General features: G+C 40.9%; 17 protein-coding genes. 10 read left to right on the forward strand and 7 right to left on the reverse strand.

Annotation, left to right across the window (positions count from 1 at the left end; genetic code table 11):
• Positions 1-33: 33 nt before the first annotated feature.
• The 5 genes from rpoD to rsmD form a co-directional block, all read right to left on the reverse strand.
• The gene (rpoD, locus tag H5162_RS09455; RefSeq protein WP_182778359.1) at positions 34-1,875 is read right to left on the reverse strand and encodes an RNA polymerase sigma factor RpoD; all 1,842 of its coding nucleotides are present in this window, start codon (positions 1,873-1,875) and stop codon (positions 34-36) included.
• Positions 1,876-2,006: 131 nt separating this feature from the next.
• Positions 2,007-3,761, reverse strand: coding sequence for a DNA primase (dnaG, locus tag H5162_RS09460; protein WP_182734542.1), 1,755 nt, complete (start codon positions 3,759-3,761; stop codon positions 2,007-2,009).
• Positions 3,762-3,930: 169 nt separating this feature from the next.
• Positions 3,931-4,377 (reverse strand): GatB/YqeY domain-containing protein, encoded by a 447-nt coding sequence (locus H5162_RS09465; RefSeq protein ID WP_145234803.1) that lies wholly within the window; start codon positions 4,375-4,377, stop codon positions 3,931-3,933.
• A gap of 20 nt (positions 4,378-4,397) precedes the next feature.
• Positions 4,398-4,613: a 30S ribosomal protein S21 gene (gene rpsU, locus H5162_RS09470; protein ID WP_002957797.1), complete on the reverse strand. Its 216-nt coding sequence runs from the start codon at positions 4,611-4,613 to the stop codon at positions 4,398-4,400.
• 163 nt (positions 4,614-4,776) lie between these two features.
• Positions 4,777-5,376 (reverse strand): 16S rRNA (guanine(966)-N(2))-methyltransferase RsmD, encoded by a 600-nt coding sequence (rsmD, locus tag H5162_RS09475; protein WP_182778361.1) that lies wholly within the window; start codon positions 5,374-5,376, stop codon positions 4,777-4,779.
• Between the two features lie 212 nt (positions 5,377-5,588).
• On the opposite strand from rsmD, the gene ftsY reads away from it, so the two are divergent.
• The 5 genes from ftsY to H5162_RS09500 all read left to right on the forward strand — a co-directional run bounded on the left by ftsY (position 5,589) and on the right by H5162_RS09500 (position 13,095).
• The gene (gene ftsY / locus H5162_RS09480; protein ID WP_182778363.1) at positions 5,589-7,823 is read left to right on the forward strand and encodes a signal recognition particle-docking protein FtsY; all 2,235 of its coding nucleotides are present in this window, start codon (positions 5,589-5,591) and stop codon (positions 7,821-7,823) included.
• A 52-nt stretch (positions 7,824-7,875) separates the two neighbouring features.
• A complete protein-coding gene (gene ftsE / locus H5162_RS09485) occupies positions 7,876-8,553 on the forward strand; it encodes a cell division ATP-binding protein FtsE (protein WP_064665448.1) in 678 nt (225 codons plus the stop codon).
• Complete coding sequence (gene ftsX, locus H5162_RS09490; RefSeq protein WP_145234809.1) at positions 8,550-9,536, forward strand: permease-like cell division protein FtsX; 987 nt, start codon at positions 8,550-8,552, stop codon at positions 9,534-9,536. Before ftsE ends, ftsX begins: the two co-directional genes overlap by 4 nt.
• A 224-nt stretch (positions 9,537-9,760) precedes the next feature.
• A complete protein-coding gene (rpoH, locus tag H5162_RS09495; protein ID WP_145234811.1) occupies positions 9,761-10,624 on the forward strand; it encodes an RNA polymerase sigma factor RpoH in 864 nt (287 codons plus the stop codon).
• Positions 10,625-11,223: 599 nt separating this feature from the next.
• A complete protein-coding gene (locus H5162_RS09500; RefSeq protein WP_182734547.1) occupies positions 11,224-13,095 on the forward strand; it encodes a methyl-accepting chemotaxis protein in 1,872 nt (623 codons plus the stop codon).
• Positions 13,096-13,242: 147 nt separating this feature from the next.
• Here H5162_RS09500 and H5162_RS09505 read toward each other — a convergent pair whose 3' ends face one another.
• Entirely contained in the window at positions 13,243-13,779 is a 537-nt protein-coding gene (locus tag H5162_RS09505) for a dihydrofolate reductase family protein (RefSeq protein WP_182778365.1), read from the reverse strand.
• A gap of 87 nt (positions 13,780-13,866) precedes the next feature.
• On the opposite strand from H5162_RS09505, the gene H5162_RS09510 reads away from it, so the two are divergent.
• Together H5162_RS09510 and H5162_RS09515 are read left to right on the forward strand one after the other, a co-directional pair.
• On the forward strand, positions 13,867-14,436 hold the full coding sequence (locus tag H5162_RS09510) for a TetR/AcrR family transcriptional regulator (RefSeq protein ID WP_145234818.1): 570 nt from the start codon (positions 13,867-13,869) through the stop codon (positions 14,434-14,436).
• A gap of 177 nt (positions 14,437-14,613) precedes the next feature.
• A complete protein-coding gene (locus H5162_RS09515; protein WP_182731325.1) occupies positions 14,614-15,303 on the forward strand; it encodes a tRNA-uridine aminocarboxypropyltransferase in 690 nt (229 codons plus the stop codon).
• Between the two features lie 705 nt (positions 15,304-16,008).
• On the opposite strand, the gene rapA is transcribed toward H5162_RS09515, so the two are convergent.
• On the reverse strand, positions 16,009-18,903 hold the full coding sequence (gene rapA, locus H5162_RS09520; RefSeq protein ID WP_182778366.1) for an RNA polymerase-associated protein RapA: 2,895 nt from the start codon (positions 18,901-18,903) through the stop codon (positions 16,009-16,011).
• A gap of 294 nt (positions 18,904-19,197) precedes the next feature.
• Between rapA and H5162_RS09525 the strand changes: the two genes are divergently transcribed.
• The 3 genes from H5162_RS09525 (at position 19,198) to H5162_RS09535 (ending at position 25,330) form a co-directional block, all read left to right on the forward strand.
• Positions 19,198-20,595, forward strand: a complete 1,398-nt coding sequence (locus H5162_RS09525; RefSeq protein WP_182731327.1) for a PhoH family protein — start codon at positions 19,198-19,200, stop codon at positions 20,593-20,595.
• A 66-nt stretch (positions 20,596-20,661) separates the two neighbouring features.
• Positions 20,662-24,447 (forward strand): PAS domain-containing hybrid sensor histidine kinase/response regulator, encoded by a 3,786-nt coding sequence (locus H5162_RS09530; protein ID WP_182778368.1) that lies wholly within the window; start codon positions 20,662-20,664, stop codon positions 24,445-24,447.
• Positions 24,416-25,330, forward strand: a complete 915-nt coding sequence (locus tag H5162_RS09535) for a diguanylate cyclase (protein WP_182731329.1) — start codon at positions 24,416-24,418, stop codon at positions 25,328-25,330. The genes H5162_RS09530 and H5162_RS09535 overlap by 32 nt, the downstream gene beginning before the upstream one ends.
• Positions 25,331-25,379 lie beyond the last annotated feature (49 nt).

Below are 25,379 nucleotides of genomic sequence, written 5' to 3' on the forward strand. Positions count from 1 at the left end.
GCGGCCTTTTAAATTTAAATCTGTATTTGCTAATTACTTAGCATCTAAGAAGCTTTTCAATAAGTCAGAGCGTGAAGGGTGGCGTAATTTACGTAGTGCCTTCGCTTCGATTTGACGAATACGCTCACGCGTTACATCAAACTGTTTACCTACTTCTTCTAAGGTATGGTCGGTATTCATATCGATACCAAAACGCATACGCAATACTTTTGCTTCTCTGGCTGTTAGGCCTGCAAGCACATCGTTGGTAGCACCGCGAAGAGATTCCATTGTTGCCGAGTCGATTGGCGAATCAATAGTAGTGTCTTCGATAAAGTCGCCTAAGTGCGAATCTTCATCATCACCGATTGGCGTTTCCATAGAAATTGGCTCTTTAGCAATCTTAAGTACCTTACGGATTTTATCCTCAGGCATCATCATGCGTTCTGCTAATTCTTCTGGATTTGGCTCACGACCCATTTCTTGCAGCATTTGACGAGAAATACGATTAAGTTTATTAATCGTTTCAATCATATGCACCGGAATACGGATTGTACGCGCTTGGTCGGCGATAGAGCGTGTGATTGCTTGACGGATCCACCACGTAGCATAAGTTGAGAACTTATAACCACGGCGATATTCAAACTTATCAACAGCTTTCATCAAACCAATGTTACCTTCTTGGATTAAATCCAAGAATTGTAAACCACGGTTGGTATATTTTTTAGCAATTGAGATTACAAGACGTAAGTTCGCTTCAACCATCTCTTTCTTCGCACGGCGCGCTTTTGCTTCACCAATGCTCATACGACGGTTGATGTCTTTAATACGCTCAATGCTTAAACCTGTGCTTTCTTCGATTACACATAGTTTATTAATACAGCGGATGATTTCTGGTTTGATTTCTTCTAATTTTGCAGAATGTTTTTCATTCGCAGCAATCTCAAGATCAATCCATGCAGCATCAGTTTCATTATTAGCAAAGTGCTTAACAAAAGTTTTCTTCGGTAGCTTAGCGATTTGTACAGCTTGTTTCATGACGATACGTTCTTGAACACGAACTCTGTCCATCATTTCACGCATGTTGTTAACCATACGATCAAACTGTTTCGGCACTAGTTTAAAGGTTTTAAACAGCTCACCAATCTCAAAAATCGCAGCTTGCGATTCTGGATGTGAACGGCCTTTACTATCAAACGTGTCGCGTGCTTTATTGTAAAGATTACGAAGGTTTTCAAAGTGTACACGAGCCTCTTCAGGATCTGGGCCAGTATCTACTTCTTCTTCGTCTTCATCATCGCTATCAGTATCATCGTCATCTTCATCATCAAGTTCTTTTTCGCTTAATTCAGAACCGATATGGGTAGCAGAGATTGGCGCAGCATCTTCATTAGGATCGAAAAAACCAGAGATAATGTCGCTTAAGCGCATTTCTTCTGCTTCAAACTTATCCCATTGCTCAAGCAGGTATGTAATTGCTTCAGGGTATTCTGCAACCGAGATTTGTACTTGGTTGATCCCTTCTTCAATACGCTTAGCGATAACGATTTCGCCTTCACGGGTAAGCAGTTCAACAGTACCCATTTCACGCATGTACATACGAACCGGATCCGTTGTACGGCCGATTTCTTTATCTACAGTAGCAAGCGCAGCGGCTGCAGCTTCTGCTGCGTCTTCATCTGTTGTTGTTTCTTGCATCATCAATTCATCGGCATCAGGCGCGTTTTCGCTAACCTTGATACCCATATCATTGATCATACTAATGATATCTTCTACTTGATCTGAATCGATAATATCTTGTGGAAGGTGATCATTAACTTCTGCAAAAGTTAAATAACCTTGCTCTTTACCTTTTTGAATCAGAAGTTTTAATTGTGACTGAGGAGTTGGATCCATAGAGATTGTTTCTTCCACTCTGATAAGTTGATACAACAGGCGCCAGCTCGCTTATTTATTAAGCCAAGCTAAGTATTATTTGACGCAGTGAATAGCACAGTATAACAGCATAATTCATTTTTGACTAGCTGTTAGTGTCTTTTCGACCCTTTTAACGCTTGAGTAAGGGCTAAACATTCTAGCCTTTCTTCACTCGTAAGCCCTTGGGTCTTGTCTTTTATTAATAAGGTCTCGAGTCGATAATTTAAACACTGATCTTCAATAAATCTGAAAGTATTTTTAAATTCGTCCTCTAAACGGTCGTCATTGATCTCATGACGCCAAGTAGCGAGCTTAATGAGCGCTTCATACTCGGGTGTTTCTCGAAATGATTCAATTAATTGCGCTGTAGTAATGTCACTATTTTGTAAGGCGCAATGTTGTAGCTTAATAAGTAAGGCGATACCAGCAATATTCATTTGTGCTAAATCAGCTAAATAGGGCACTGTATTGGCTAACTTAGGATGCTGAATTAGTAACCCAATTGCGCGACGCATTGGCGTAATTTTAAATTTTCGCTCAATCGCATGCTGCTGTTTAGGTGTTTTTAAGCGATTGTTTAACTGCTCTTTAGTGCGGCCTATTAATCGACCTAAGTGCTCTAATAAGTTTTCTTGATAAAACTGACTAGGGATTTTTTCAATCAACGGAAGCACAGCACTAAGAAGCTTAGCTTTACCTGCATCGTTAGTTAAATCAATCTCTTGGCTGAGTTTATTAAACAGCACTTTGGTAAAATCATCGGCTTGAGATAAACGTAGTTCAAACGCTTCTTTGCCTTCTTTTTGTACTAATGAATCGGGATCTTCACCGTCTGGTAAAAATACAAACAGTAGCGCTTTGCCATCATTTAAATAGGGCAGGGCATTTTCGAGTGCACGCCAAGCGGCATCTCGGCCAGCGCGGTCACCATCATAACAACAAATTACTCGGTCTGTGGTTCTAAACAATGTATGCATGTGCTCAGCGGTGGTGGCGGTACCAAGCGCAGCTACTGCATATTCAATACCTTGCTCGCTCAGTGCTACTACATCCATATAGCCTTCAACTATGAGCACATGTTCAAGTTTTTTATGCGCTTGTTTTGCTTCATATAATCCATATAGTTCAAAGCCTTTATGGAAGATACGGGTTTCTGGCGAGTTTAAATATTTAGGCCCTTGATCCGCTTGCATCACACGGCCACCAAAGGCAATAACACGACCACGTTTATCGCGAATAGGGAACATTAAGCGATCACGAAAGAAGTCAAATTGGCGGCCAGGGGTTTTCTCTGAGGCCAGCTTTAGCTCAACTAATTGCTCTTTTTGTTCTTTATTGCGGCCAAGTTGTTGGCAAAGGCCTTCCCATTCACTGGGGGCATAACCAATCATAAACTTTTTAACTGTTTCGCCACTTAGGCCTCGGCCTTTTACATAGTCTATTACGGTTGCTGAATTAGCATGATGTTTTAACTGGTGTTGATAAAAACGCGCACTATGGAGCATTAAATCGTAATCTGAGCGTTTTTGTTCTGCGGTACGCTCTGGACCATTACTGGTGCCTTGCTCTCGGGGAACATCGAGATTTAGGATGCTTGCAAGTTCTTCAATGGCATCAACAAATTCAAGCTTGTCGTATTCCATAACAAATGAAATAGCGTTGCCGTTCGCACCACAACCAAAGCAATGATAAAACTGTTTGTCTTGAGATACAGTAAATGATGGGGATTTTTCGTTATGAAAAGGGCAACAGGCTTGGTAATCTTTGCCCGCTTTTTTTAAGCCAACTTTGGAGTCAATTAGCTCAACAATATCGGTTCTGGCAAGTAAATCATCTATAAAATTACGTGGGATCTTTCCAGCCATTAGTAAAGTGTAGTCCTGAGATAAATAGAAAATAAGGTGAACGAAATATCAGATAATTTAGTTCTACAATTTAGATTTGAACACAAATGCTATTTTTATTAAAGCGAAAAACGAAGAAACCGAGCACATGGCTCGGTTTGCTTAAATCATACATCTGTATGTGGGAGTATTAGGCAGTTAATCGTTGCTTAATTAAACCAGAGATCTTACCTAAATCGGCGCGACCTTCAGCTTTGCTTTTGATTATACCCATTACTTTACCCATATCTTGCATACCTGCTGCGTTAGTATCAGCAATAGCCGCATCAATAAGAGCTATGATTTCTTCTTCACTCAATTGTTGAGGTAAGAATTCTTCAAGAGCTGTAATCTCATTGGCTTCAATTTCGGCTAAATCTTCACGGCCAGCATCAGTATACTGAGTGTAAGAATCACGGCGTTGTTTAACAAGCTTCACTAATACTGCGGTAATACCGTCATCATCAAGTGTTATTTGCTCGTCAATTTCACGCTGCTTGATTGCAGCAAGCACCATACGAATTGGGTTAAGACGAGATTTGTCTTTCGCTCGCATCGCATCTTTTTGCGCATCTTTTAGCTTTATTAAAAGGCTCATTTATACAAGACCAATACTGATCAATATAATTTAACGCGACGTGCGTTATCGCGAGAAAGCTTCTTCATGTGACGCTTAACCGCTGCAGCTTTTTTACGCTTACGCTCAGCTGTTGGCTTTTCATAGTGCTCGCGACGACGAACTTCTGAAAGGATACCTGCTTTTTCACATGAACGCTTGAAGCGACGAAGTGCTACGTCAAACGGTTCGTTCTCTCTTACTTTAATTACTGGCATTAAAAATTCACCTACCTAAATAATGAGCGTTGCTCAAGTTGATCAAACAATGATCAAGTGGTTCAAAAATGGTGCAGTATTGTAATCCGAAGCCGCACCACATGTAAAGGATAAATATTGTCTGCTCCAAGTGGAAACAAAAAATATTTCTATGTTACTAATTTTACTGTAGTTCATAGAGGCGGCAAAATACTTGTCCCGCCGCTTTTTCTTTCAATAACAGCCAATTGCTGGGTGTTTGTAACGCACTCATCTCGCTTTCAACTTCAACATAAATGAGGGCGTTTTTACTTAACCAGTCATTTTCAGTGAGTAAATCACAGCATTTTTGGGCTAAACCTTGGCGAAAAGGTGGATCAATAAACACTAAGTTAAACTGTTGTTGCTGAGTATTGTTACTTAAATAAAGCAAACTGTCGGTGCAAATTACTTCAGCATTAGTGAGTTTTAACGTGTCAATATTAGTTTGTAATTGGTTGGCTGCTAGTTTATCCATCTCTAAAAAGCGTGCACTGAGAGCAAAACGAGAGAGTGCTTCAAAACCTAATCCACCGGAACCTGCAAAACAATCGAGTACTCTAGTATCGCGAGTATCTTGCATTAACCAGTTAAATACCGTTTCTTTGATACGATCTGTGGTTGGACGAAGACCTTGTACATCTTTTACTGGTAATTTACGGCCACGAAATTGCCCGCTGATGATCCTAATAGCACCATCGCTGGCTTTATTACTCACTTGTTTTTGTGGTGATTTATTTCTCATTTAGCTCACTAAAAAATGGTATCTAGAATCCAGCTCAGATAATATTGCAATCATATAGTAGCGTGTCATTTTTCAACTGCGCTAAAAGTGTTACTATGAGCATCTTAGACAATATGTTGTGGTTATTAGCGGCTTTGTTTTAAAGCAATGCAGCGAATACACAAAGTATTACCGTTAGTTTATCAGATTTTTATAAGTGGTTATTAGCAAGTATGGCAAAAAAAAATAAATTCCTGTCTTGGTTTGGTTTTGGTAAGTCAGATAAAAACCAACAAGTAGAGCAGACCGCCCAAGAGGCCGATAACCAACAAGCGGAAGTTGAGCGCTTAGAACAACAGCGTATTGCCGCAGAGCAAGCTGAAGCTGAGCGTTTAGAGCAACAACGAATTGCTGCAGAAGAGGCGGAAGCTGAGCGCGCAGAGCAACAGCGCATTGCTGCAGAGCAAGCTGAAGCTGAGCGTTTAGAACAACAGCGCATTGCTGCAGAGCAGGCAGAAGCAGAGCGCTTAGAACAACAGCGCATTGTTGCAGAGCAAGCTGAAGCAGAGCGCTTAGAACAACTGCGCATTGCTGCAGAGCAAGCTGAAACTGAGCGCTTAGAGCAACAGCGCATTGCTGCAGAGCAAGCTGAAACTGAGCGCTTAGAGCAACAGCGCATTGCTGCAGAGCAAGCTGAAGCAGAGCGCTTAGAACAACAGCGTATTGCTGTAGAGCAAGCTGAGGCACGTGATGCTGAACGCCAAGCTATCACAGATGCTGAATTAGCAGCAACAGAACAAGCAGAACAACAACGCCGCGATGAAGCCGCTCGTTTAGTACAGCAAGAAGAAGCAATGCTTTTAGAGCAAGAACGTATTGCAGCAGAACAAGCCGAAGCTGAGCGTTTAGAGCAAGAGCGTATTGTTACTGAGCAGGCTGAAGCTGAGCGTTTAGAGCAAGAGCGTATTGCTGCCGAGCAAGCTGAAGCTGAACGTGTAGAACAAGTGCGTATCGCAGCAGAGCAAGCCGAAGCTGAGCGTTTAGAGCAAGAGCGTATTGCCGCGGAGCAAGCCGAAGCTGAACGTGTAGAGCAAGAGCGTATTGCTGCCGAGCAAGCCGAAGCTGAACGTGTAGAGCGAGAGCGTATTGCTGCAGAGCAAGCCGAAGCTGAACGTGTAGAGCAAGCCGAAGCTGAACGTGTAGAGCAAGAGCGTATTGCTGCCGAGCAAGCCGAAGCTGAACGTGTTGAACGCGAGCGTATTGCTGCAGAGCAAGCCGAAGCTGAACGTGTAGAGCGAGAGCGTATTGCTGCCGAGCAAGCCGAAGCTGAACGTGCAGAGCAACAACGCATTGCCACAGAGCAGGCCGAAGCTGAGCGTGTAGAGCAACAACGTATTGCCGCAGAGCAAGCTGAAGCCGAACGTGTAGAGCAACAACGTATTGCTGCAGAAGAGGCGGAAGCTGAGCGTTTAGAGCAAGAGCGATTAACGGCAGAGCTTGCTATCGAGGAAGCAAAAACAGCTGAAAAACCTAAGAAAGAAGGTTTTTTTGCTCGTCTTAAAAAAGGCTTATTAAAAACCAAAGTAAACTTAGGTTCTGGCTTTGCATCGATTTTCACTGGTAAGAAAATTGATGATGAATTATTTGAAGATCTTGAAACTCAGCTATTAACAGCCGACTTAGGTGTTGATACCACCATGAAGCTGATCGATCGTTTGACTGATGCGGCTAACCGCAAACAGTTAAAAGATGGTGATGCATTATATGAGCTAATGAAGCAAGAAATGGCGGCGATGCTTAAAACGGCAGAACAGCCATTAGAAATTCCTGCTGATAAAAAACCATTTGTTATTTTAATGGTGGGTGTTAATGGAGTTGGTAAAACAACGACCATTGGTAAACTTGCTAAGCAATTTCAGGATCAAGGTAAATCAGTCATGTTAGCTGCAGGTGATACTTTCCGTGCAGCTGCGGTTGAGCAATTACAAGTATGGGGTGAGCGTAATAAAATCCCAGTAATTGCACAGCACACCGGTGCTGATAGTGCCTCAGTGATATTTGATGCATTTCAAGCTGCCAAAGCGCGTAACGTTGATGTGTTAATTGCAGATACAGCTGGTCGCTTGCAAAATAAAGACAACTTGATGCAAGAGCTTGAAAAAATAGCCCGAGTGATGAAGAAAATTGATCCCGATGCACCGCATGAAGTGATGCTAACCATCGATGCTGGCACAGGGCAAAATGCAATTAGCCAAGTGAACTTATTTAATCAGTGTGTTGGCCTTACCGGTATTACATTGTCTAAGTTAGATGGTACAGCCAAAGGTGGGGTTATTTTTGCCGTCGCCGATAAATTTAATATTCCGATCCGCTATATTGGTGTTGGTGAAGGCATTGATGATTTACGTGCATTTAATAGTAATGACTTCATTGATGCGCTATTTAGCCAAGATGAGGACGAAGTTTAAATTTCAAAGGGGAGCTTGCTCCCTTTTCAGCTGTGGATGATTGATAACTAAAATGATAAATTTTCAGCAAGTCAGCAAAACATATCCCGGTGGTCACCGAGCACTGGAAAAAGTTAATTTTCATGTTAAACCGGGTGAATTGGCTTTTTTAACTGGTCACAGTGGTGCTGGTAAAAGTACCTTACTTAAACTCATTAGTTTAATGGAACGCCCGTCGGCGGGTCATGTTTTTATTAATGGCGTTGATTTAAATGCAGTAAAATCGCGGCAAATTCCTTATGTCCGCCGTGATATTGGTATCATATTTCAAAACCACCGTTTATTAGAGCGCCACACTATTTTTGATAATGTTGCCTTGCCGCTAATTATCGAAGGTACGCATCATAAGCAAATTGAAAAGCGTGTGCATGGCGCACTTGATAAAGTTGGCTTGCTAGATAAAGTAAAATGCCACCCTTCAACACTCTCTGGTGGTGAACAACAGCGAGTTGGGATTGCCCGGGCAATTGTAAACTCTCCGCCATTATTACTTGCAGATGAACCAACAGGTAACCTAGATCCTGAGCTTTCCATGGATATCTTGCGTTTGTTTGAAGAATTTAATAATCATGGCACTACAGTCTTAATTGCCACCCATGATTTAGGGCTGATCTCGCGAATGAAATACCGTAGCTTAACCTTAAAAGATGGTCGCATGAGTCAAGATCCATTGGCAGAGGCAACACTATGAGTTTGTTATTCAAAGGCCGAAAAAGCCAAAATGAACGAGTAAAAAAATCAGTTTTTGCAGCCGGATATTTCTTTGTGCTGAATATATTTCGCCAAGGTGTATATAGCCTAGGCGAAATGTGGCGCACACCGATGGCGTCAATGATGACCATTGCGGTGTTGGGTTTAAGTTTAACCTTACCAGCGACCTTGTACTTAGTGGTTAAAAATGTGCAGCAGGTCAGCAGTGGCTTTGAAGAAGCTGCAGAGATTTCATTATTTGTAAAAGAATCTATGAGTGAACAAGAAACACAAACGCTTGTTAAACGCTTAGCACTCTACCCTGAAATTGATAATGTCACTTTTATTTCTAAACAAAATGCGCTCATTGAATTTAAAGAAGTATCAGGGTTTGGCCAAGCACTTGAATATTTAGATAGCAATCCTCTGCCAGATGTTGTTATCGTCACGCCGACTTCTCGCCATCGTCAACCAAACGCCGCGCAAGCATTATTAAAAAAGCTTGAAGCAGAGCGTGAAGTCGATTTTGGTAAATTAGATATTGCCTGGCTTGAACGTTTAAATGCATTATTAAGCCTGTTAAAAGAAAGCGTGATCACCATCGCGTTGTTATTACTGACTTCGGTAACTTTGATCATAGGCAACACTATTCGCTTATCAATTATGGATAAGAAAGAAGAGATCCAAGTGATGAAGCTAGTCGGTGCAACCAATACCTTTATTCATGCGCCATTTTTATGGACCGGCATTTGGTATGGCATTGTTGGTGGTTTGTTTGCTTTTATATGTGTGGCCCTCATGATGTGGTGGCTTGGATCTGCAGTCACCCAAGTCGCTGGAGTGTATCAAACTAACTTTAATTTAATCGGCTTAAGCTTAGGCGAGTTTGGTGCGTTAGTGCTGCTTGCAACCAGCTTAGGGTTTGTTGGCTCCTACTTATCTGTTAATCGATATATAAAAGAAATCGAACCCGATAAAGTGTAACAATTATTTTTTATAATCATTGATTAAGTTGGTTGTGGTGAATGGCTTTATCATAACCAACTCACCGCAAAGCTAGAATTCATCGCTTATTCAGGCGTTTAAAGTAGAATAAAAAACACTGAAAAAACCACTTGCTTCAATCGAAAAAAAGTTTTACATTGAAGTTAGCACTCTAAGTGAAAGAGTGCTAAGATGGTTTCAAATGTTTATCACTGAGGTGAAAAATGAGTAAAGATTTATACGCAATGGCACTCACAGTTGGACAGCAAAGCGCAAGTATGGACGGTTACCTTCAAGCGGTAAGCACTATACCTATGCTAGGTGCTGAGCAAGAAAAAGAGTTAGCGACTCGCTTACAGGAAGATGGCGATCTTAACGCTGCAAAGCAACTCATCATGTCTCACCTTCGTTTTGTTGCACATATAGCTAAAGGTTACTCAGGTTACGGTCTACCGCAAGCTGATTTGATCCAAGAAGGCAATATCGGCCTGATGAAAGCAGTAAAACGTTTTGACCCATCAGTGGGCGTACGTTTGGTTTCATTTGCAGTGCATTGGATCAAAGCCGAAATACACGAATTTGTACTTAAAAACTGGCGCATTGTTAAAGTTGCGACCACTAAAGCGCAACGCAAATTGTTTTTTAATCTTCGTAAAAACAAAAAACGTTTAGGTTGGTTTAACCAAGCTGAAGTTGCTACCGTAGCGAGTGAGCTAGGTGTGAGTGAAAAAGAAGTTCGTGAAATGGAATCGCGCATGAGCGGCCAAGACATGGGCTTTGATTTAACCGGTGACGACAGCGATGACGCACCAACTAGTACCTATTCGCCTGTGCAATACTTAACTGATGGCAGTAATGATTTAGCTGAAGAAGTTGAACAGCAACAATATCAAGAGCAATCTCATACACGTTTATTTAGTGCGTTAAAAACCCTAGATGAACGTTCACAAGACATTGTTAGTGCTCGTTGGTTATCAGACGATAAAGCAACACTGCAAGAACTGGCTGAAAAATACAGCGTATCTGCAGAGCGTGTTCGTCAACTTGAAAAAACAGCAATGAAAAAGTTACAAGCTGCAATGAGTTAATCACAGTTTTACAAAATTATTAAAAGCCCTGCATGAAAATGCGGGGCTTTTTGCGTTTAGGGAAGTTACAAGTTTTAAGTCATAAGTGGCAAAAAGCAAGACAACCAATCTACTTTGATACTAGTATTACAAGCGCTGAGATTGATGGAAAAGCGTTACTACTAAAAATTAATGAAGAAGATAAACCGTTGACTAGAAAAACCCTGTTAAACCCTTTCACAGATGATGATCAGAAAAGTAGAGCTATAATATGGATTTCATACAGGGTGACTGCTCCGTCGTCACGGCTTATTACTTTTGCTTAATTTAATATAATGACTAGGCGTTACAATTATTTTAAATAATAATATACGTGCAGTATTTATACCGTGCTATTTATTTACACTCGTTAGGTTATTAATTTAAGTTTTACATTGAATTAATAATGCTTCTTTTTATATTCTCTTAAATCTTTGATTTTAATTTATTATTTAAATCTTGTATGCGAAAATAGAACAAGATTGAGAATTGTCTCTCAATTCATACTCTAAATTAAGCTAACCCCAAGCTGTATTTATATCCGTATTTCAATTTAATTAAAGTCAGTATTAGCACTCAATATGAATTCATATTCACTAAAGAAAAAAATATTATTATCGGTTGTTCTCGCCCTCGTAATTGTTGTTGTATTATTGTCATGGTATAGCTACTCCACGCAAAAAGCGTTGTTACTGCAAAACAGTGTTGATAGTGTGAGGCAAGCAGGTAAACAGCAAGCCGCGCGTATCGAAGCATGGTTAACCGATCGTCAGCGAGTGATCGCTTCTGTCGCCACTAAAGTCGAAGGTGATACGCTTAATGCATTGCAGCAAGCACAGATATCTGGCGATTTTCAATTAACCTATTTTGGTAACCGCGACGGGCTGATGGTGGACTCTGATCCCAGTATTGACCGCTCAGGTTATGATCCTAGAACACGTCCTTGGTATCAGCAGTCACAACAAGCTCGTAGCAGCATAATTACCAAGCCTTATTTGGATGTGGCCTTTAATCTATTGGTCGTTACCATAGCTCATCCAGTGCGCAATGGTGTGGTTGGCGGTGATGTGTCAATTGCGAGTATTGTCGATAGCGTTAGCAATATGTCTCTACCGGCAAACGGTTATGCCATCATGATGCATGAAGACGGTACTGTGATCGCCTATAAAGACTCAAGTAAATTGATGGGTAAAATTACCAATATTGAGACTAAATTAAGCAGCCGACTAATCGAATCAAGTAGCCAAACAGGCCAACTTACGCCTGTTTATTTTGAAACTGAAGCTCGGGATAAGCTACTTTGGGGGGAAAAAATCCAAAATACAGATTGGCAGCTAGTTTTTGTACTCGACAAACAAACGTTAGAGGCACCATTAGTAAGCTTGATGGTCACCCAGTTAGGACTGGCAACGTTAGCACTGATCATTAGTGTATTATCTATTTCTTGGTTGTTAAGTTTGCTACTAGGGCCACTAAGTCGCGTGTCGCAAGCGTTATCTCGTATTGCTGCAGGCAATGGTGATTTAACTCAGCGTATTACAGTCGACAGCCAAGACGAAGTCGGCATGTTAGCTGATAGCTTTAATAGTTTTGTAAGTAGTCAACATCAGCTGATCAGTCATATTCGTCAACTAGCGACTGATCTAGACTCAGATGCAGAGAAAAGTCTGTTAACCAATCAATCAAGCGTTAATGAACTACAGCGCCAACAGCAAGAAGTTACAATGGTTGCTACCGCAGTTACAGAGATGTCCAGTGCTACTCATGAAATTGCAGCTAACGCTGAAAATACCGCTGCCGCATCCCAGCAGTCGGCGCAAAGCAGTATTCAGGGGAAAAGCTTAGTTGATAAAACCAGAACCACGATTAACTCATTGGCATCAGAAATTGATGAAACCACAGTAGTGATCAGTGAGCTGAGCCTGCATGCACAAGCAATCTCAAGTATTTTAACGACGATTCAGGAGATTGCAGAGCAAACTAATTTACTAGCATTAAATGCTGCGATTGAAGCGGCGCGTGCCGGCGAGCAAGGCCGTGGTTTTGCAGTTGTCGCAGACGAAGTTCGGGTGTTATCACATCGAACTCAAAACTCTACTGCAGAGATTTATACCACGATTGAAACGTTGCAAAATACCACTAAAAAAGCGGTTAGCTTGATGGATAGCAGTAAAAGTTTAGCTAATAATAGTGTTCACGATGTCAACGCCGCAGCACAAGCTTTAGAAGAGATTACTCAAGCAGTGAATGAGATCTCCGATATGGCGGGACAAATTGCCGTTGCAGCCGAGGAGCAAACTCAAGTAACAAATGAGATAACCAGAAACACGGTCGCGATAAAAGATGTCACTGATGAAATCACTTCGTCGGCGATGACTCATTTAAGTCAAGCCAAAATGCTTAAAGATCGCGCAACTGACTTAAACGAAAAAGTTGCTACCTTTATTCTGTAATGTGACATTTTTGCTTTGAGGCTGAATACCAGCTAATCAAAATTGAGTAAGTTTGTATGAGGGGGTTTCTCCCTACAGACTTACTCAATCGTAAATTAAAATATTAACTTGAGAGGGGAGGAGGAAAGGAATTTTAACTGTTTTAAATTATATTCTGTGTCTTTTAAAATGACTTTGACTAATACCATGAGGTAATACTTCAGACTTTATGCATCGAAATTCGAGAGTATCTTTCAGCTGACCAAATAACGAAATACCAGCACCTAATAAAACAGGAATTGTGGTAATTATCATTTCGTCTATCAGATCATCTTTTAGGAAGTTTTGAATTGTCACACCGCCATCTATATATAAATTTTTATAGCCATCATCTTGAAGTTTTGTAGTTAACTCTCGTAAATCACCTTTTACTATAGAAAATTTACCTTCACAGCTTGCTGGCACACTGCTTAGTGTATTACTTAAAACAAATACAGGCTTTGAATATGGCCATTCACATTCTAGCGTTAACACTAATTCAAATGTGTTGCGGCCCATAACTAAGGCATCAATACTTTGCATATGCTTAACAAATCCCATATCTAAATTATTAGGGTTGGGGATTGAATATAACCAATCAATTTCATTATTTTTATCTGCAATGTAGCCATCCAAACTTGTTGCTATAAATGCTAAATTAGCCATAGTTGTCTCTTATGTTGACTCTATATTAATATCAAATATTCTACACTGTAGAATATTTTTGTAAACTTCAATAAATTAGGCAGGGTTATGACGGTTAAAAAAAGAGGCCGGCCGCAAAAAGAATCAAAGGTATTAAGCGGTGAGGAAATAATAAAAACGGCTAAAAAACTGATGTTAACTAGCGGTAAGATACCGAGTATTCGATCTTTGTCGGCAGAGCTTCATGTAGATGCAATGGCAATATATTATTATTTTAAAAATAAAAACGTGCTGTTAGAAGAGCTAACAACATCTCTAATTTTTGAGATGTATATACCTAAGAATGATTTAGAGTGGGAGGTAGAGTTACGAAAGCTCTCAAAAAGCTATGTTGCACTTTTAAGTAAATATGATGGTTTGCTGCAAACATTGTTGTCTATGAATTCTACAAGCCCAGCTAACGTTTTTATTGATAGATTTAAAATAATTACAAAGGATTTAAATCTGGAAGTATCAGCAGAAAAGGCTTCACTAAATTTACTTGCTGATTATTTACATGGTTTTTCTATGTCGATGAGTTGTGATAGTACAGCTCAATTAACAGTTGATGATGTTGATGGATCGCTTGATATTATATTTGCTGGAATCAATGCTTCATTGAGCATGAGTAACCAGTAATTTATTGATAACAGTTTATTTTTGATTGGAGCCCTTTAATTGTTTAACTGCCATAATATTTAGTTAGTAAGTACTTTTACTTGACGCTTAAAACAGAGGTGCAACGTTTTGATAGCAGATATCAATTCATTTTGATTTTAGCTACAATACGCGCCGATCAATTTATAGGTAATCGTAGTGACTAATACCTCAAGTAATTCAGTACTGGTTTTACGCGCTCAACAAATTAGTGAGTCTCGTCGTGAGTTTAATGCCCGTGGCGGTAAAATGGATCGCTGTGAACGATGCTTAATCGCGAAACATTACTGTATTTGTGATGGTGTAGAGCAGGCTGATAGTCATGCGGCGGTATGCTTACTTATGTATCACAACGAGAGTTTTAAACCCTCTAATACAGGGCGATTAATTGCTGAAATTATTCCTGATAATCATGCTTTTCGTTGGGACAGAACTGATCCTGACGATAAACTATTAGCCTTATTAAATGACCCGCAATATCAACCTATGGTGATCTTTCCTGCTACAGATGTTGAAGATACCGCACGCGTTATTACTGATGTACAACACCAGCCTAATAAACGTCCCTTGTTTATCTTTTTAGATGGCACATGGCGTGAAGCGAAAAAAATGATCCGCAAAAGCCCGTATTTAGACGAGCTGCCAGTCCTCTCAATTACCGCAGAAAAACTGTCAGATTATCGCTTACGTGTAGCCCCTCACGCACACCAACTTGGCACCGCTGAAGTGGCCATTATGGTTTTAGCACTAGCTGGGGAGGTTGATGCAGCAACTAAGCTTGAACAGCATTTTATGAAGTTTCGCGACGCGTATTTATTAGGTAAGCGCAATAAAGGCAGACCTGAGTAATTTGGTTTCCCCATGTTGTACCTCGAAAAATCGCGATATAAAATCGCTGCTACGGGATGTGCAATATCTCGTAGGCGCGGGTTTACCCCGCGCAATTAGATTAAAGTTCGTTCAGTGATGAATTCACCACCGAGAACACAGAGAAGAAATAAGTGATTTTTTACTTTGGTTTCTCTGTGTAGCGCGAAGCGCCTTTGTGCCCTCAGTGGTAAATAATGGGCTTTATCGCGAGGTAAACTCGCTGCTACCAATATGTAGGCGTGGGTGGTTTACCCCGCGCAAATGAAAGGTGTAAGCTCGGGGTAAAATTAGCCGCGAAACAACTCCTGTCGCGATATAAAATCGCTGCTACAAATTTGTAATATCTTGTAGGCGCGGGTTTATCCCGCGCAAATGCAAAGTGTAAGTACGGGATAACATTCAGCCTCGAAACAACCTCTGTCGTGATATAAAATCGCTGCTACGAATGGGCAGTATTTTGTAGGCGCGGGTTTACCCCGCGCAAATGCAAAGTGTAAGTACGGGATAACATTCAGCCTCGAAACAACCTCTGTCGTGATATAAAATCGCTGCTACGAATAGGCAATATCTTGTAGGCGTGGGTTTTCAGCGTAACATGTAATAAAAAAGCGCGCTGTAACTTAATACACCGCGCTTTTTTAAACTTAAAACTTACAGCTTATAACTTAAAGCTCAGCCCTCAAATCAATGTGATACCACAATTAAGCGAATGGCATCTAGTTGCAGCTGGGCTTTGCCAATATAAGTTGTTAGTTCAGTGCGTTGCTTGTCGTAGAAGGTAAGCTCTTCTTCACGAATATTTGGGTTTATCTGTTTTAAAGCAGCTAAACGCGCCTGCTCTTCACTGAGCGATTGTTGCATTTGCTCAAGCGCCGCAGTGCGAATGACTTCTAACTTAGTTTGCGCCATTTCTTGTGCTGTTTTAAGCATTGGGTGAATCGCACTTTGTAGTGCTCCAGCAAGTTTACTGGCTGTTTGACGGCCTACCGCAGAAAGCTGCTGATTAAAGCCATCAAAACCTACATTATCGCCTAGGTTATTACTGGCTTTGTCGAGCAAAATACGAATCGGCGTCGGCGGTAAAAAGCGGCCAACTTGCAGCGCTTTTGGTGCCATGGCTGCTGCTACGTAAATTAGCTCAACAAAAAAGGTGCCTGGTGGTAATTTTTTGTTTTTAAGTAATGCGACTGACGCAGTACCAAAGTCATCATCACAGATCATGTCTAAGGTGCCTTGCACCATAGGGTGATCCCAGCTGATGAAATGCACATCTTCTTGTGCCAGTGCTGTGTCACGGTCAAATGTGACTGTCATGCCGTCATCTTTTAAACTTGGGAATGACGGATTTAGCATATGCTCAGTTGGCTTTAAGATAATAGTATTTTCACCTTTGTCTTCTTGGCTAACGCCAAAGGTATCAAACACGTTGATCATATAACTTGGTAGTTCAAACTGGTTGTCTAGTTTTTCAATATCAACAACCAGCGAGTCTGCTGCACCTTGGCCTGATGAGTGTAACTCAAGCAAACGGTCACGCCCGCTTTCCATTTGTTTACGCAGGACTGCGTTTTGACCGGCTACTTGCTCTAGTAATGGCTCTAGCTCGTCTTCATCACAGTTATGGGCGGCAATAAACTCAAGTAGCTCATCTTTAAACTCTTTATACAAAAGTTGCCCGGTGCTTGAGGTGGTTTCAAAGGCATCTAAGCCTTCGTTATACCAACGCAGTAATACTTCTTGTGCGCTGTTTTCAAAGTACGGTACATGTATGTTGATGTCTTGAGTTTGGCCAATACGGTCAAGGCGACCAATACGTTGCTCAAGTAAATCTGGGTTCAGTGGTAAATCAAATAACACTAAGTGATGAGCAAATTGGAAGTTACGACCTTCTGAACCAATTTCAGAGCACAATAATATTTGTGCATTGTCGTATTCATCAGCAAAGAATGCAGCGGCGCGATCTCGCTCAATAATTGTCATGCCTTCATGGAACACTGAGGCTTTAATCGCTTCGCGTTCACGCAGGATTTGCTCAAGGCTGATAGCGGTTTCGGCTTTAGCACAAATAAGCAGGACTTTTTCCCGTTTAAGGGTTTTTAGGGTGTCGATCAACCATTCTACGCGAGGATCAAATTGTCCCCAGCTAGCGCTTTCGCCTTCAAACTCTTGGAATATTTTTTCAGGGAATAGGGCGCGTTGCGCGCTAAGCTCTGCATTTTTAATGCCGCTCATATTGCCCAATACTGAAATTGCCGTTTTATATTGTTTCGGCATCGCCATCGGGTAGGCGTGTAGTTTGCGACTAGGGTAGCCGTCAATGCCGCTACGGCTATTTCTAAACAAAATACGGCCTGTGCCATGGCGATCTAATAACATCGCCAAAATCTCTTTACGGGCCGCTGCATCGCCATTTTGCGCTTGTTCAAGCACCTTACTGATGTCGGTTTCTTTTAACAGCTCAATTAGCGTGGCTTTGGCGTTGTCATCAAGGGCTTGCTGTTGTAATAATTGATTAGCAGCCTCTGCCACATGCTTATAGTTACTTTCTTCAGCAACAAAGGCATCGTAGTCATAAAAGCGATCAGGATCGAGTAACTGTAGGCGCGCAAAGTGGCTGCGGTGACCAAGTTGATCCGGTGTTGCTGTTAATAGTATCAGCCCTGGAATATCTTGGCTAAGCTCAGCCATACGTTGATATTCAGTGCTTGGTTTACCGTTGGTAATACTTAAATGATGCGCTTCATCAACAATCAGTAAATCCCAATCAGCCATTGTTGCTTGTTCAAACCAGCGTTTTTTCTTGGTTAAAAACTCAAGGCTAGTTAGTACTAACTGTTCAGTGTCGAATACATTTGGTGAGTCGGCAAATGCTTCATCGCAACGCTCTTCATCAAAAATTGAAAAGTGTAAATTAAAGCGACGCAGCATTTCAACTAACCACTGATGCTGCAAGTTCTCCGGCACTACGATGAGCACTCGGCTTGCGCGACCACTGATAATTTGTTGATGTAAAATCATCCCTGCTTCAATGGTTTTACCAAGGCCTACTTCATCAGACAATAATACTCGAGGAGCAAACCGTTTACCGACCTCTTGTGCAATATAAAGCTGATGCGGAATTAAGCTTGCGCGCTGGCCAATCAACCCCTTAATAGGTGATTGTTGGCGTTCAAACTGGTGTTGCCATGTTTGATAGCGCAATGTATAGCGATCAAAACGGTCAACTTGACCGGCAAATAAGCGGTCTTGTGGTTTATTAAATTTGATGAAGTGATCTAAAAACGTTTCTTTTAATTGTGCTTTTTCACCGTTATCAATACGAGTGCCGTGATAACAAAGTAAATCACCGATAGGTTCAATTGACTCGACTTCAAGTTCCCATTCTTCAACGCTTTTGATCACATCACCAGGATTAAATGCCACACGGGTAACCGGTGCTTCTAGCATTGAGTAAACACGGTTTTCGCCACTGGCGGGAAATAAAATGCTGACCTGACGGCCCTCAAGGGCAACCACTGTGCCTAATCCTAAATCTGACTCTGTATCACTGATCCAACGCTGACCTAAGGAAAAATTCATGTATGTCTCGTCTATGAAGAAAAAGGCGGCTATGTTACCTGTTACCTAACACCACTGCAAGGCACGAACCAGCTGACTTTTAATTAATTTAATAACTGTGAATTATTCCTATTAAAGCTGCTGCAATAAGGATTAATTCAAAACAAAAAAAGGTTTGTCATAAAACAGACTTTTATGACATCTAAGCTAAACTTAGAATATACCTAGCAATTAAGTTTTTCAGGGTGAGCGTTCACCCGTTTTACTTGATTAGTTGTGTATAGCATAAAAATCATAAAACGTAAGGAAAGTGCTATGGAAAAAGCTTCGAACCTTGATAGTAAAATGTATGTGCTAGATACCAATGTATTGCTTCACGAACCCCTCGCGTATTTATCATTCCAAGAACACGATGTTGTAATTCCCATGACAGTTTTAGAGGAACTGGATCATATAAAAGATCGTAAGCATGATGTCAGCCGTGATGCCCGTGTGGCCATTCGTGGTTTGGATGAAGTACTCAAAGATGCCACACCAGAACAAATGCTTAAAGGCGTCGCTCTACCTAGTAATAAAAAGGCCAAAGCGTCTTCGGCTGGCACACTTATTATTGTTAATGATCATTTATTTGCCGATTCTATCTCAGGTTTACCTGGCAACGAAAATGACCACCGTATTATCAATTGTGCCGTGCACCTACAAAAACAACATCCTAATAGCAAAGTGGTGTTAGTTACCAAAGATATTAATATGCGTTTAAAGGCCAAAGGCGCAGGGCTTAAATTTGTTGAAGATTATCGTACCGATCAGCTGATTGATGATATTGCTTTGCTCTCCAGTGGTTATAAAAAAATTGCTGGCGATTTTTGGCAGCATGTGGGCGAATGTGAAACACAACAACATGGTCGTGATGCGTTTCATAAAGTGGCAAAAAGTTTGATCCCCGATGTATTTTGCAATGAATATTTACTTGATGACAGCGGTCAGTTTGCCGCACGAGTCAAATCTTATGATGAGCAGCATATTATGCTCAAAGATATCGGTGTTGAGCGTTTAATGCATCAGTCGGCATGGGGAGTAAAGCCAAAAAATATTTATCAAGGCATGGCAATGGATGCGTTACTCGATACCGGTATTGAATTAGTTATTTTAACAGGTCCTGCAGGATGCGGAAAAACATTACTAGCGCTTGCCTGTGCTTTGGAAATGGTGGTTGAAAAAGGTATTTACGATAAGGTAATTGTCACCCGAAATACTCCTGAAATTGCTGAGTCGATCGGTTTTTTACCAGGTACCGAAGAGGAAAAAATGGCACCATGGTTAGCTGCGATCACCGATACCTTAGAGGTATTACACAAAGGTGACGAAAATCCTATTTCAAGCCGTAACTATATTATGGAAAAGGCCAACATACAGTTTAAATCAGTTAACTTTATGCGTGGTCGCAGCATTCAAAATGCCGTGGTCATTTTAGATGAAAGCCAAAACCTTACCGCCTCACAGCTGAAAACTATTATTACCCGTTGTGGTGAAGGTACTAAGTTAATTTGCTCTGGTAACCTTGCGCAAATAGATAGTAACTACTTAACTCCAGTTACTTCTGGTTTAACTTATATTGTGGAGCGCTTTAAAGATTTTGAAGGCAGCGCCACGGTTAACTTAAATGGTGTGGTGAGAAGCCGTTTAGCATCGTTTGCGGAAGAAAATTTATAACTTGCGCAGTCCCACTTGGCTCGCTAACCTTGTTGACAAATTTAGCGCCAAGCATCGGATTGTAGATTGAATTTTCTACCTTTAAAACATTACTATCGTTCACTGGCTGTGGCACTTATTGTGCCGCTGCTGGTGGCTTTTCTATTATGTTTACACTTATATAATATTAAATTAGATCGCGCTGTTGCTAAACGTGAAGCGGATTTTGCTAATATAGCAGCGCAAGTTGAGCATGCTATGAATGGTGCTGATGGCTTGATCAACACACTGTTCTCTTTATACGAGCAACCTTTGTCGTATCAATTTGAGCCGCAATGGCTTGAAGATATTAATCAGCAAGAGAATTATTATTACCGAAAAATCCCTGATGGAGGCGGTGAAATTGTCGGGCAAGGTAAGTTTTCGACCACTCCTAATGCGATAGCTCAATGGCAGCAAGTGATCGCCTTGGGACCTGCTTTTAATACCGCATTATCGTTAATTCAATCCTTATCGGCAGTTGCTTATGTTAATGAGCAAGGCTTTGTTTATATAAAACGTCGTCGTGACGAAGATAGCCTAATGTTAACTCAAGTATTGGATGGCCAGTTGCGCCCAGCACTGGCTGACAATTCACTGACATCAAGTGCGATAGTAGAGGTGGCTGGTAAAAACTACTTATCAATAGGGCGTGCGCGTGAGCAGGGCAGTGAAGATTATATTATTTTGATTTATGACTTATCGGCAGTATCGCAATGGCTAAAAAAAATATCGCCGCGCAGTGGCGAATATATATTTTTAAATAGTGCGCAGCACGTCATTATCAGCTCACTTTACGATATTGAAGAAGACACGCCATTAGCGGAGTATTGGCCTTCAGCTAAAGCGTCATTAGCAGAATTAGATAATCAGGGTAATCTCACTCTTTTACAAGCGCAAAAGCAGCTACCAATTTATGCGGGTTATTTTGCATCACATGATGAATTAGCCTCACCGATTGTAACTGATGTATTAATTGAACTTACTTTTTTGAGTATGTTTTTAGTGATGATGTTCAGTACCTTGTTATGGTTAAGCCAGCGTATTTTTGTGAAACCCATGACATATTTAATGGCGTATCTTGAGCAAAATGAGGAGCATTATAAAGATTATTCAAATTATCATATACCAGCAAACTGGCAGCCGTGGTTTAGCCGAATCAAGTGGGTACTTAACAAAAATCAGCAGTTGGTAAACTCATTGCAGCAGGCAAATAGTGAACTTGATGATCAAGTAAAAATAAAGACCCGTGAACTCGCACGCAGTTATGAGGCTAAAGAACGCCATTTAGCATTATTGAATACTATGCTCAATAGTGTGCCAGATCTTATTTATTTTAAAAACATTGATGGCTCATTCTTAGGATGTAATCGTGCTTATGAACAATACATAGGTATTGAGCAAGGGCAGTTAGTTGGTCAGCAGTTATGTGATATTAGTGATGATAATGGCCAGATCAGTGAATTAGAGCAACAAGTTTTAACAACCAAAATGAAAGCTGAGCAACGACTTGAAACCCAGCTACAAACCTTTCAATTAACCATCGCGCCATTTTATAACGATCAAAATCAGTTACTAGGTTCAATGGGAATTGGCCGGGATATAACCGCCCAACAACAAGCTCTTTTGGCATTAAAAGCGTCAGAGTCTAAGTTTCGCAGCGCCATAGAGTATGCAGCTAATGGGGTGATTTTACTTTCACTTGAACAGACCGTATTACAACTTAATCGAACTGCGCGAAAGATTTTTAAGATTGATAAAACTGAGCAGGATTTATTATTAGTGGATTTATTTCCACGGCAACAGTGGCAAGAAATAGCAACGCTTTTAGCTTTATTGCTGAGTGAGAAAAAGAAAGTTTACCATCTTACTTTAGGACAAGAAGAGCTAAATTGCTGGTGGCAGCTGAGTGTCTCTTTAGTATGGGATGAGCAACAAGCACCTTACTATTATGTTATTCATATTCAAGATGTCAGTGCATTGACTCAGGCCAAACAAGATGCCGAGCGGGCAACCGAGGCCAAAAGCCGATTTATTGCTAACTTAAGCCATGAAATACGCACGCCACTGCATGCTGTGACAGGCCTTATTGATATGGTAACTCAGCAAGGCTTAACAGCGCAGCAGCAACAGCATGCAGTTCAAGCAAAAAATGCTGCGCAAAGTTTATTAACCATGCTTAATCGAATGCTTGATTTTGCGCGAATCGAAAATAACCAAGTGCAATTAGATTTAGTTGATTTTGCTGTAGTTGCACTTGTTGACAGCTGCGAGAGTGTATTAATAGGGCTCTGCCAGCAAAAAGAGTTGGCTTTTAATATCGATATTGATCCGCTAATTGCTCCGCAGTTAGTCGGCGATTACATTCGCTTACAGCAAGTGCTCGGTAATTTACTAACCAATGCCGTGAAATTTACTGAACATGGCAGTATCACTTTGAAAATAACAGCCGTTGAATTGACGCCAACACAACAAACCCTGTGTTTTAAAGTGATCGACACCGGGATCGGTATTGATAAAGCTGATCAGAGTCGATTATTTGACGCATTTACGCAAGGCGACGAATCACTCACTCGTACCCACCAAGGCGTTGGTTTAGGGCTTGCTATAGTCAAACACGAAGTGGCATTAATGGGAGCTGAAATTAAAGTTGTCAGCAATAAAGGCCAAGGCAGTGAGTTTTTCTTTACTATAACCTTTAATGTTGCCGCTCAAATCGATCCTATCGTCTGGCACAATACTTTAGTGATTCATTCTGAGCGGGGAATTAATTTACCTACCGCATTAGCGCCATTAAAACAGCTAGAATTTTTTGAGTTAGCTGAATTAACAGACCACGCTGTATTAGCAGATTATCAGCGGATCATCATTAATGACGTTGATCTACCGAGAGTAATAACGCGAGACAATATAAAAACAGCATTGATGAGTAATAACACGCAGCTTTATGTTGTTAAAAATGCTCCAAATACTCCGCTGCCTACTCTTAAAGGTATGCAAATGTGCAGCGTGAAAAGTTCTGCATTAGTACAACGAATACAGCAAGTTGAGCCGATATCTAAACGCCCTGATGTAAATCTGACAACGGCAGAGAGTAAACTCAACGTTGCGGGCTTACTAGTGTTAGTTATTGATGATAATCAGCTTAATTTAGATATTATTAGTAATATTTTAAGTCAAGCACATATTAATGTAATGACAGCAACTTCGGCGATGGCAGGGATAGATTTGGTTGCACAAGTCATGCCTGATCTGATCTTAATGGATATTCAAATGCCAGAAGTCGATGGGTTACAAGCAACCGCTTTATTGCGACAACGTTATGATCAACAGCAATTACCTATTTTTGCGCTAACTGCGCATTGTGAAGCAGCTGACGAGCAACGCTCACTTGCCGTAGGTATGAATAAACATTTAACAAAACCAGTAGTTGCAGCGACGTTATTAGCGGCGATAAATGAGCTGAGAATTACCGGCGCTGTTTTTTATAATCATTCTTTTGCATTAGAACAATTCTCGGGCCATAATGATTTACTACAGGTAATGTTGGGTAAACTTGCTAAGTTGTGTGTAAGCCATCTGCAGCAATTAAAAGTGCCGATGCAAACAAAAGCGTTGGAACGATTAGTGCATAGTATTAAAGGTGTGTCAGGAAACCTTGGCTTTAATCGCCTAAGTGCTACCGCTCAGCAGTTAGAAAGTAGACTACGTAAGACACCAGACGTAGGGCAAATATCCCTGAGTCAGTTAGAGTTCGAATTAGTACAAGTAAATAGATACATTCAAATACAAGGCTCAGTAAATGTTGAAGAAAGCCAAAATACTGATCGTTGATGACGACCCATTAAATCGATTAGTGTTGGAAAAAACATTAGCGAATGATCACGAAATATTTTTAGTTGAAAGTGGTGAAAAAGCCCTTACATTTGTTAAATCAACGGCGGTTGACTTAATTATCCTCGATATAGTAATGCCCGGCATTAATGGCTATGAGGTGTTAATTCAGTTAAAAGAAAATTCAACTACGCACGCTATTCCAGTCATCTTTATTTCAGCTAATACAAGCCATGATGATGAAGCGAAAGGGTTTGAATTAGGCGCAATGGACTATATTGCTAAGCCATTTAGTCCCGCAATAGTACGTGCACGAGTGCGTAATCAATTATTGATCAAGCAAAAAAATGATTTGTTAGAAATGCTCGCCTCAATTGATGGGCTGACAGAAATACCTAATCGGCGTTATTTAGATGAAAGCTTATCGCGAGAATGGCGTCGCAGCCGTCGAGCTGGTACACCGTTATCGGTGCTATTAATAGATATAGACCATTTTAAGCGTTATAACGATTGTTACGGTCACCGTGCCGGGGATGACTGCCTTAAACGTGTTGCACATGCATTAGTTGCAGCGTGTGAGCGTGGCACTGACTTTGTTGCGCGCTACGGTGGAGAAGAATTTGCCGCAGTGTTACCCGATACCAACCAACACGAGGCATTAAAATTTGCTAATAAACTCAGAGATGCTGTTAATACGCTAGCTATCCCGCATAAAGCATCACTCAATGCCGCTCACATTACGATAAGTATTGGGGTTGCTACAACTGAGTTTGGTCAAGTTTATTCTGAGCATATATTACTTGAAGAAGCCGATTTAGGTTTATATCAAGCTAAAGATAGTGGCCGCGATAAAATTATCGCTCGAGTTATTGACGCAAGTTAGTAAAGTCAGTTACTACAGCAAATAAAGAGTGAATATGCTCCACTCTTTA

The organism is Pseudoalteromonas sp. SR41-8 (assembly GCF_014163915.1).
Classification (GTDB): domain Bacteria; phylum Pseudomonadota; class Gammaproteobacteria; order Enterobacterales; family Alteromonadaceae; genus Pseudoalteromonas; species Pseudoalteromonas rhizosphaerae.

Excerpts from the sequence above, each read along its gene's own strand:
- rpoD (WP_182778359.1), bottom strand. The coding sequence starts at position 1,875 with ATGGATCCAACTCCTCAGTCACAATTAAAACTTCTGATTCAAAAAGGT.
- dnaG (WP_182734542.1), bottom strand. The coding sequence starts at position 3,761 with ATGGCTGGAAAGATCCCACGTAATTTTATAGATGATTTACTTGCCAGA.
- H5162_RS09465 (WP_145234803.1), bottom strand. The coding sequence starts at position 4,377 with ATGAGCCTTTTAATAAAGCTAAAAGATGCGCAAAAAGATGCGATGCGA.
- rpsU (WP_002957797.1), bottom strand. The coding sequence starts at position 4,613 with ATGCCAGTAATTAAAGTAAGAGAGAACGAACCGTTTGACGTAGCACTT.
- rsmD (WP_182778361.1), bottom strand. The coding sequence starts at position 5,376 with ATGAGAAATAAATCACCACAAAAACAAGTGAGTAATAAAGCCAGCGAT.
- ftsY (WP_182778363.1), top strand. The coding sequence starts at position 5,589 with ATGGCAAAAAAAAATAAATTCCTGTCTTGGTTTGGTTTTGGTAAGTCA.
- ftsE (WP_064665448.1), top strand. The coding sequence starts at position 7,876 with ATGATAAATTTTCAGCAAGTCAGCAAAACATATCCCGGTGGTCACCGA.
- ftsX (WP_145234809.1), top strand. The coding sequence starts at position 8,550 with ATGAGTTTGTTATTCAAAGGCCGAAAAAGCCAAAATGAACGAGTAAAA.
- rpoH (WP_145234811.1), top strand. The coding sequence starts at position 9,761 with ATGAGTAAAGATTTATACGCAATGGCACTCACAGTTGGACAGCAAAGC.
- H5162_RS09500 (WP_182734547.1), top strand. The coding sequence starts at position 11,224 with ATGAATTCATATTCACTAAAGAAAAAAATATTATTATCGGTTGTTCTC.
- H5162_RS09505 (WP_182778365.1), bottom strand. The coding sequence starts at position 13,779 with ATGGCTAATTTAGCATTTATAGCAACAAGTTTGGATGGCTACATTGCA.
- H5162_RS09510 (WP_145234818.1), top strand. The coding sequence starts at position 13,867 with ATGACGGTTAAAAAAAGAGGCCGGCCGCAAAAAGAATCAAAGGTATTA.
- rapA (WP_182778366.1), bottom strand. The coding sequence starts at position 18,903 with ATGAATTTTTCCTTAGGTCAGCGTTGGATCAGTGATACAGAGTCAGAT.
- H5162_RS09525 (WP_182731327.1), top strand. The coding sequence starts at position 19,198 with ATGGAAAAAGCTTCGAACCTTGATAGTAAAATGTATGTGCTAGATACC.
- H5162_RS09535 (WP_182731329.1), top strand. The coding sequence starts at position 24,416 with ATGTTGAAGAAAGCCAAAATACTGATCGTTGATGACGACCCATTAAAT.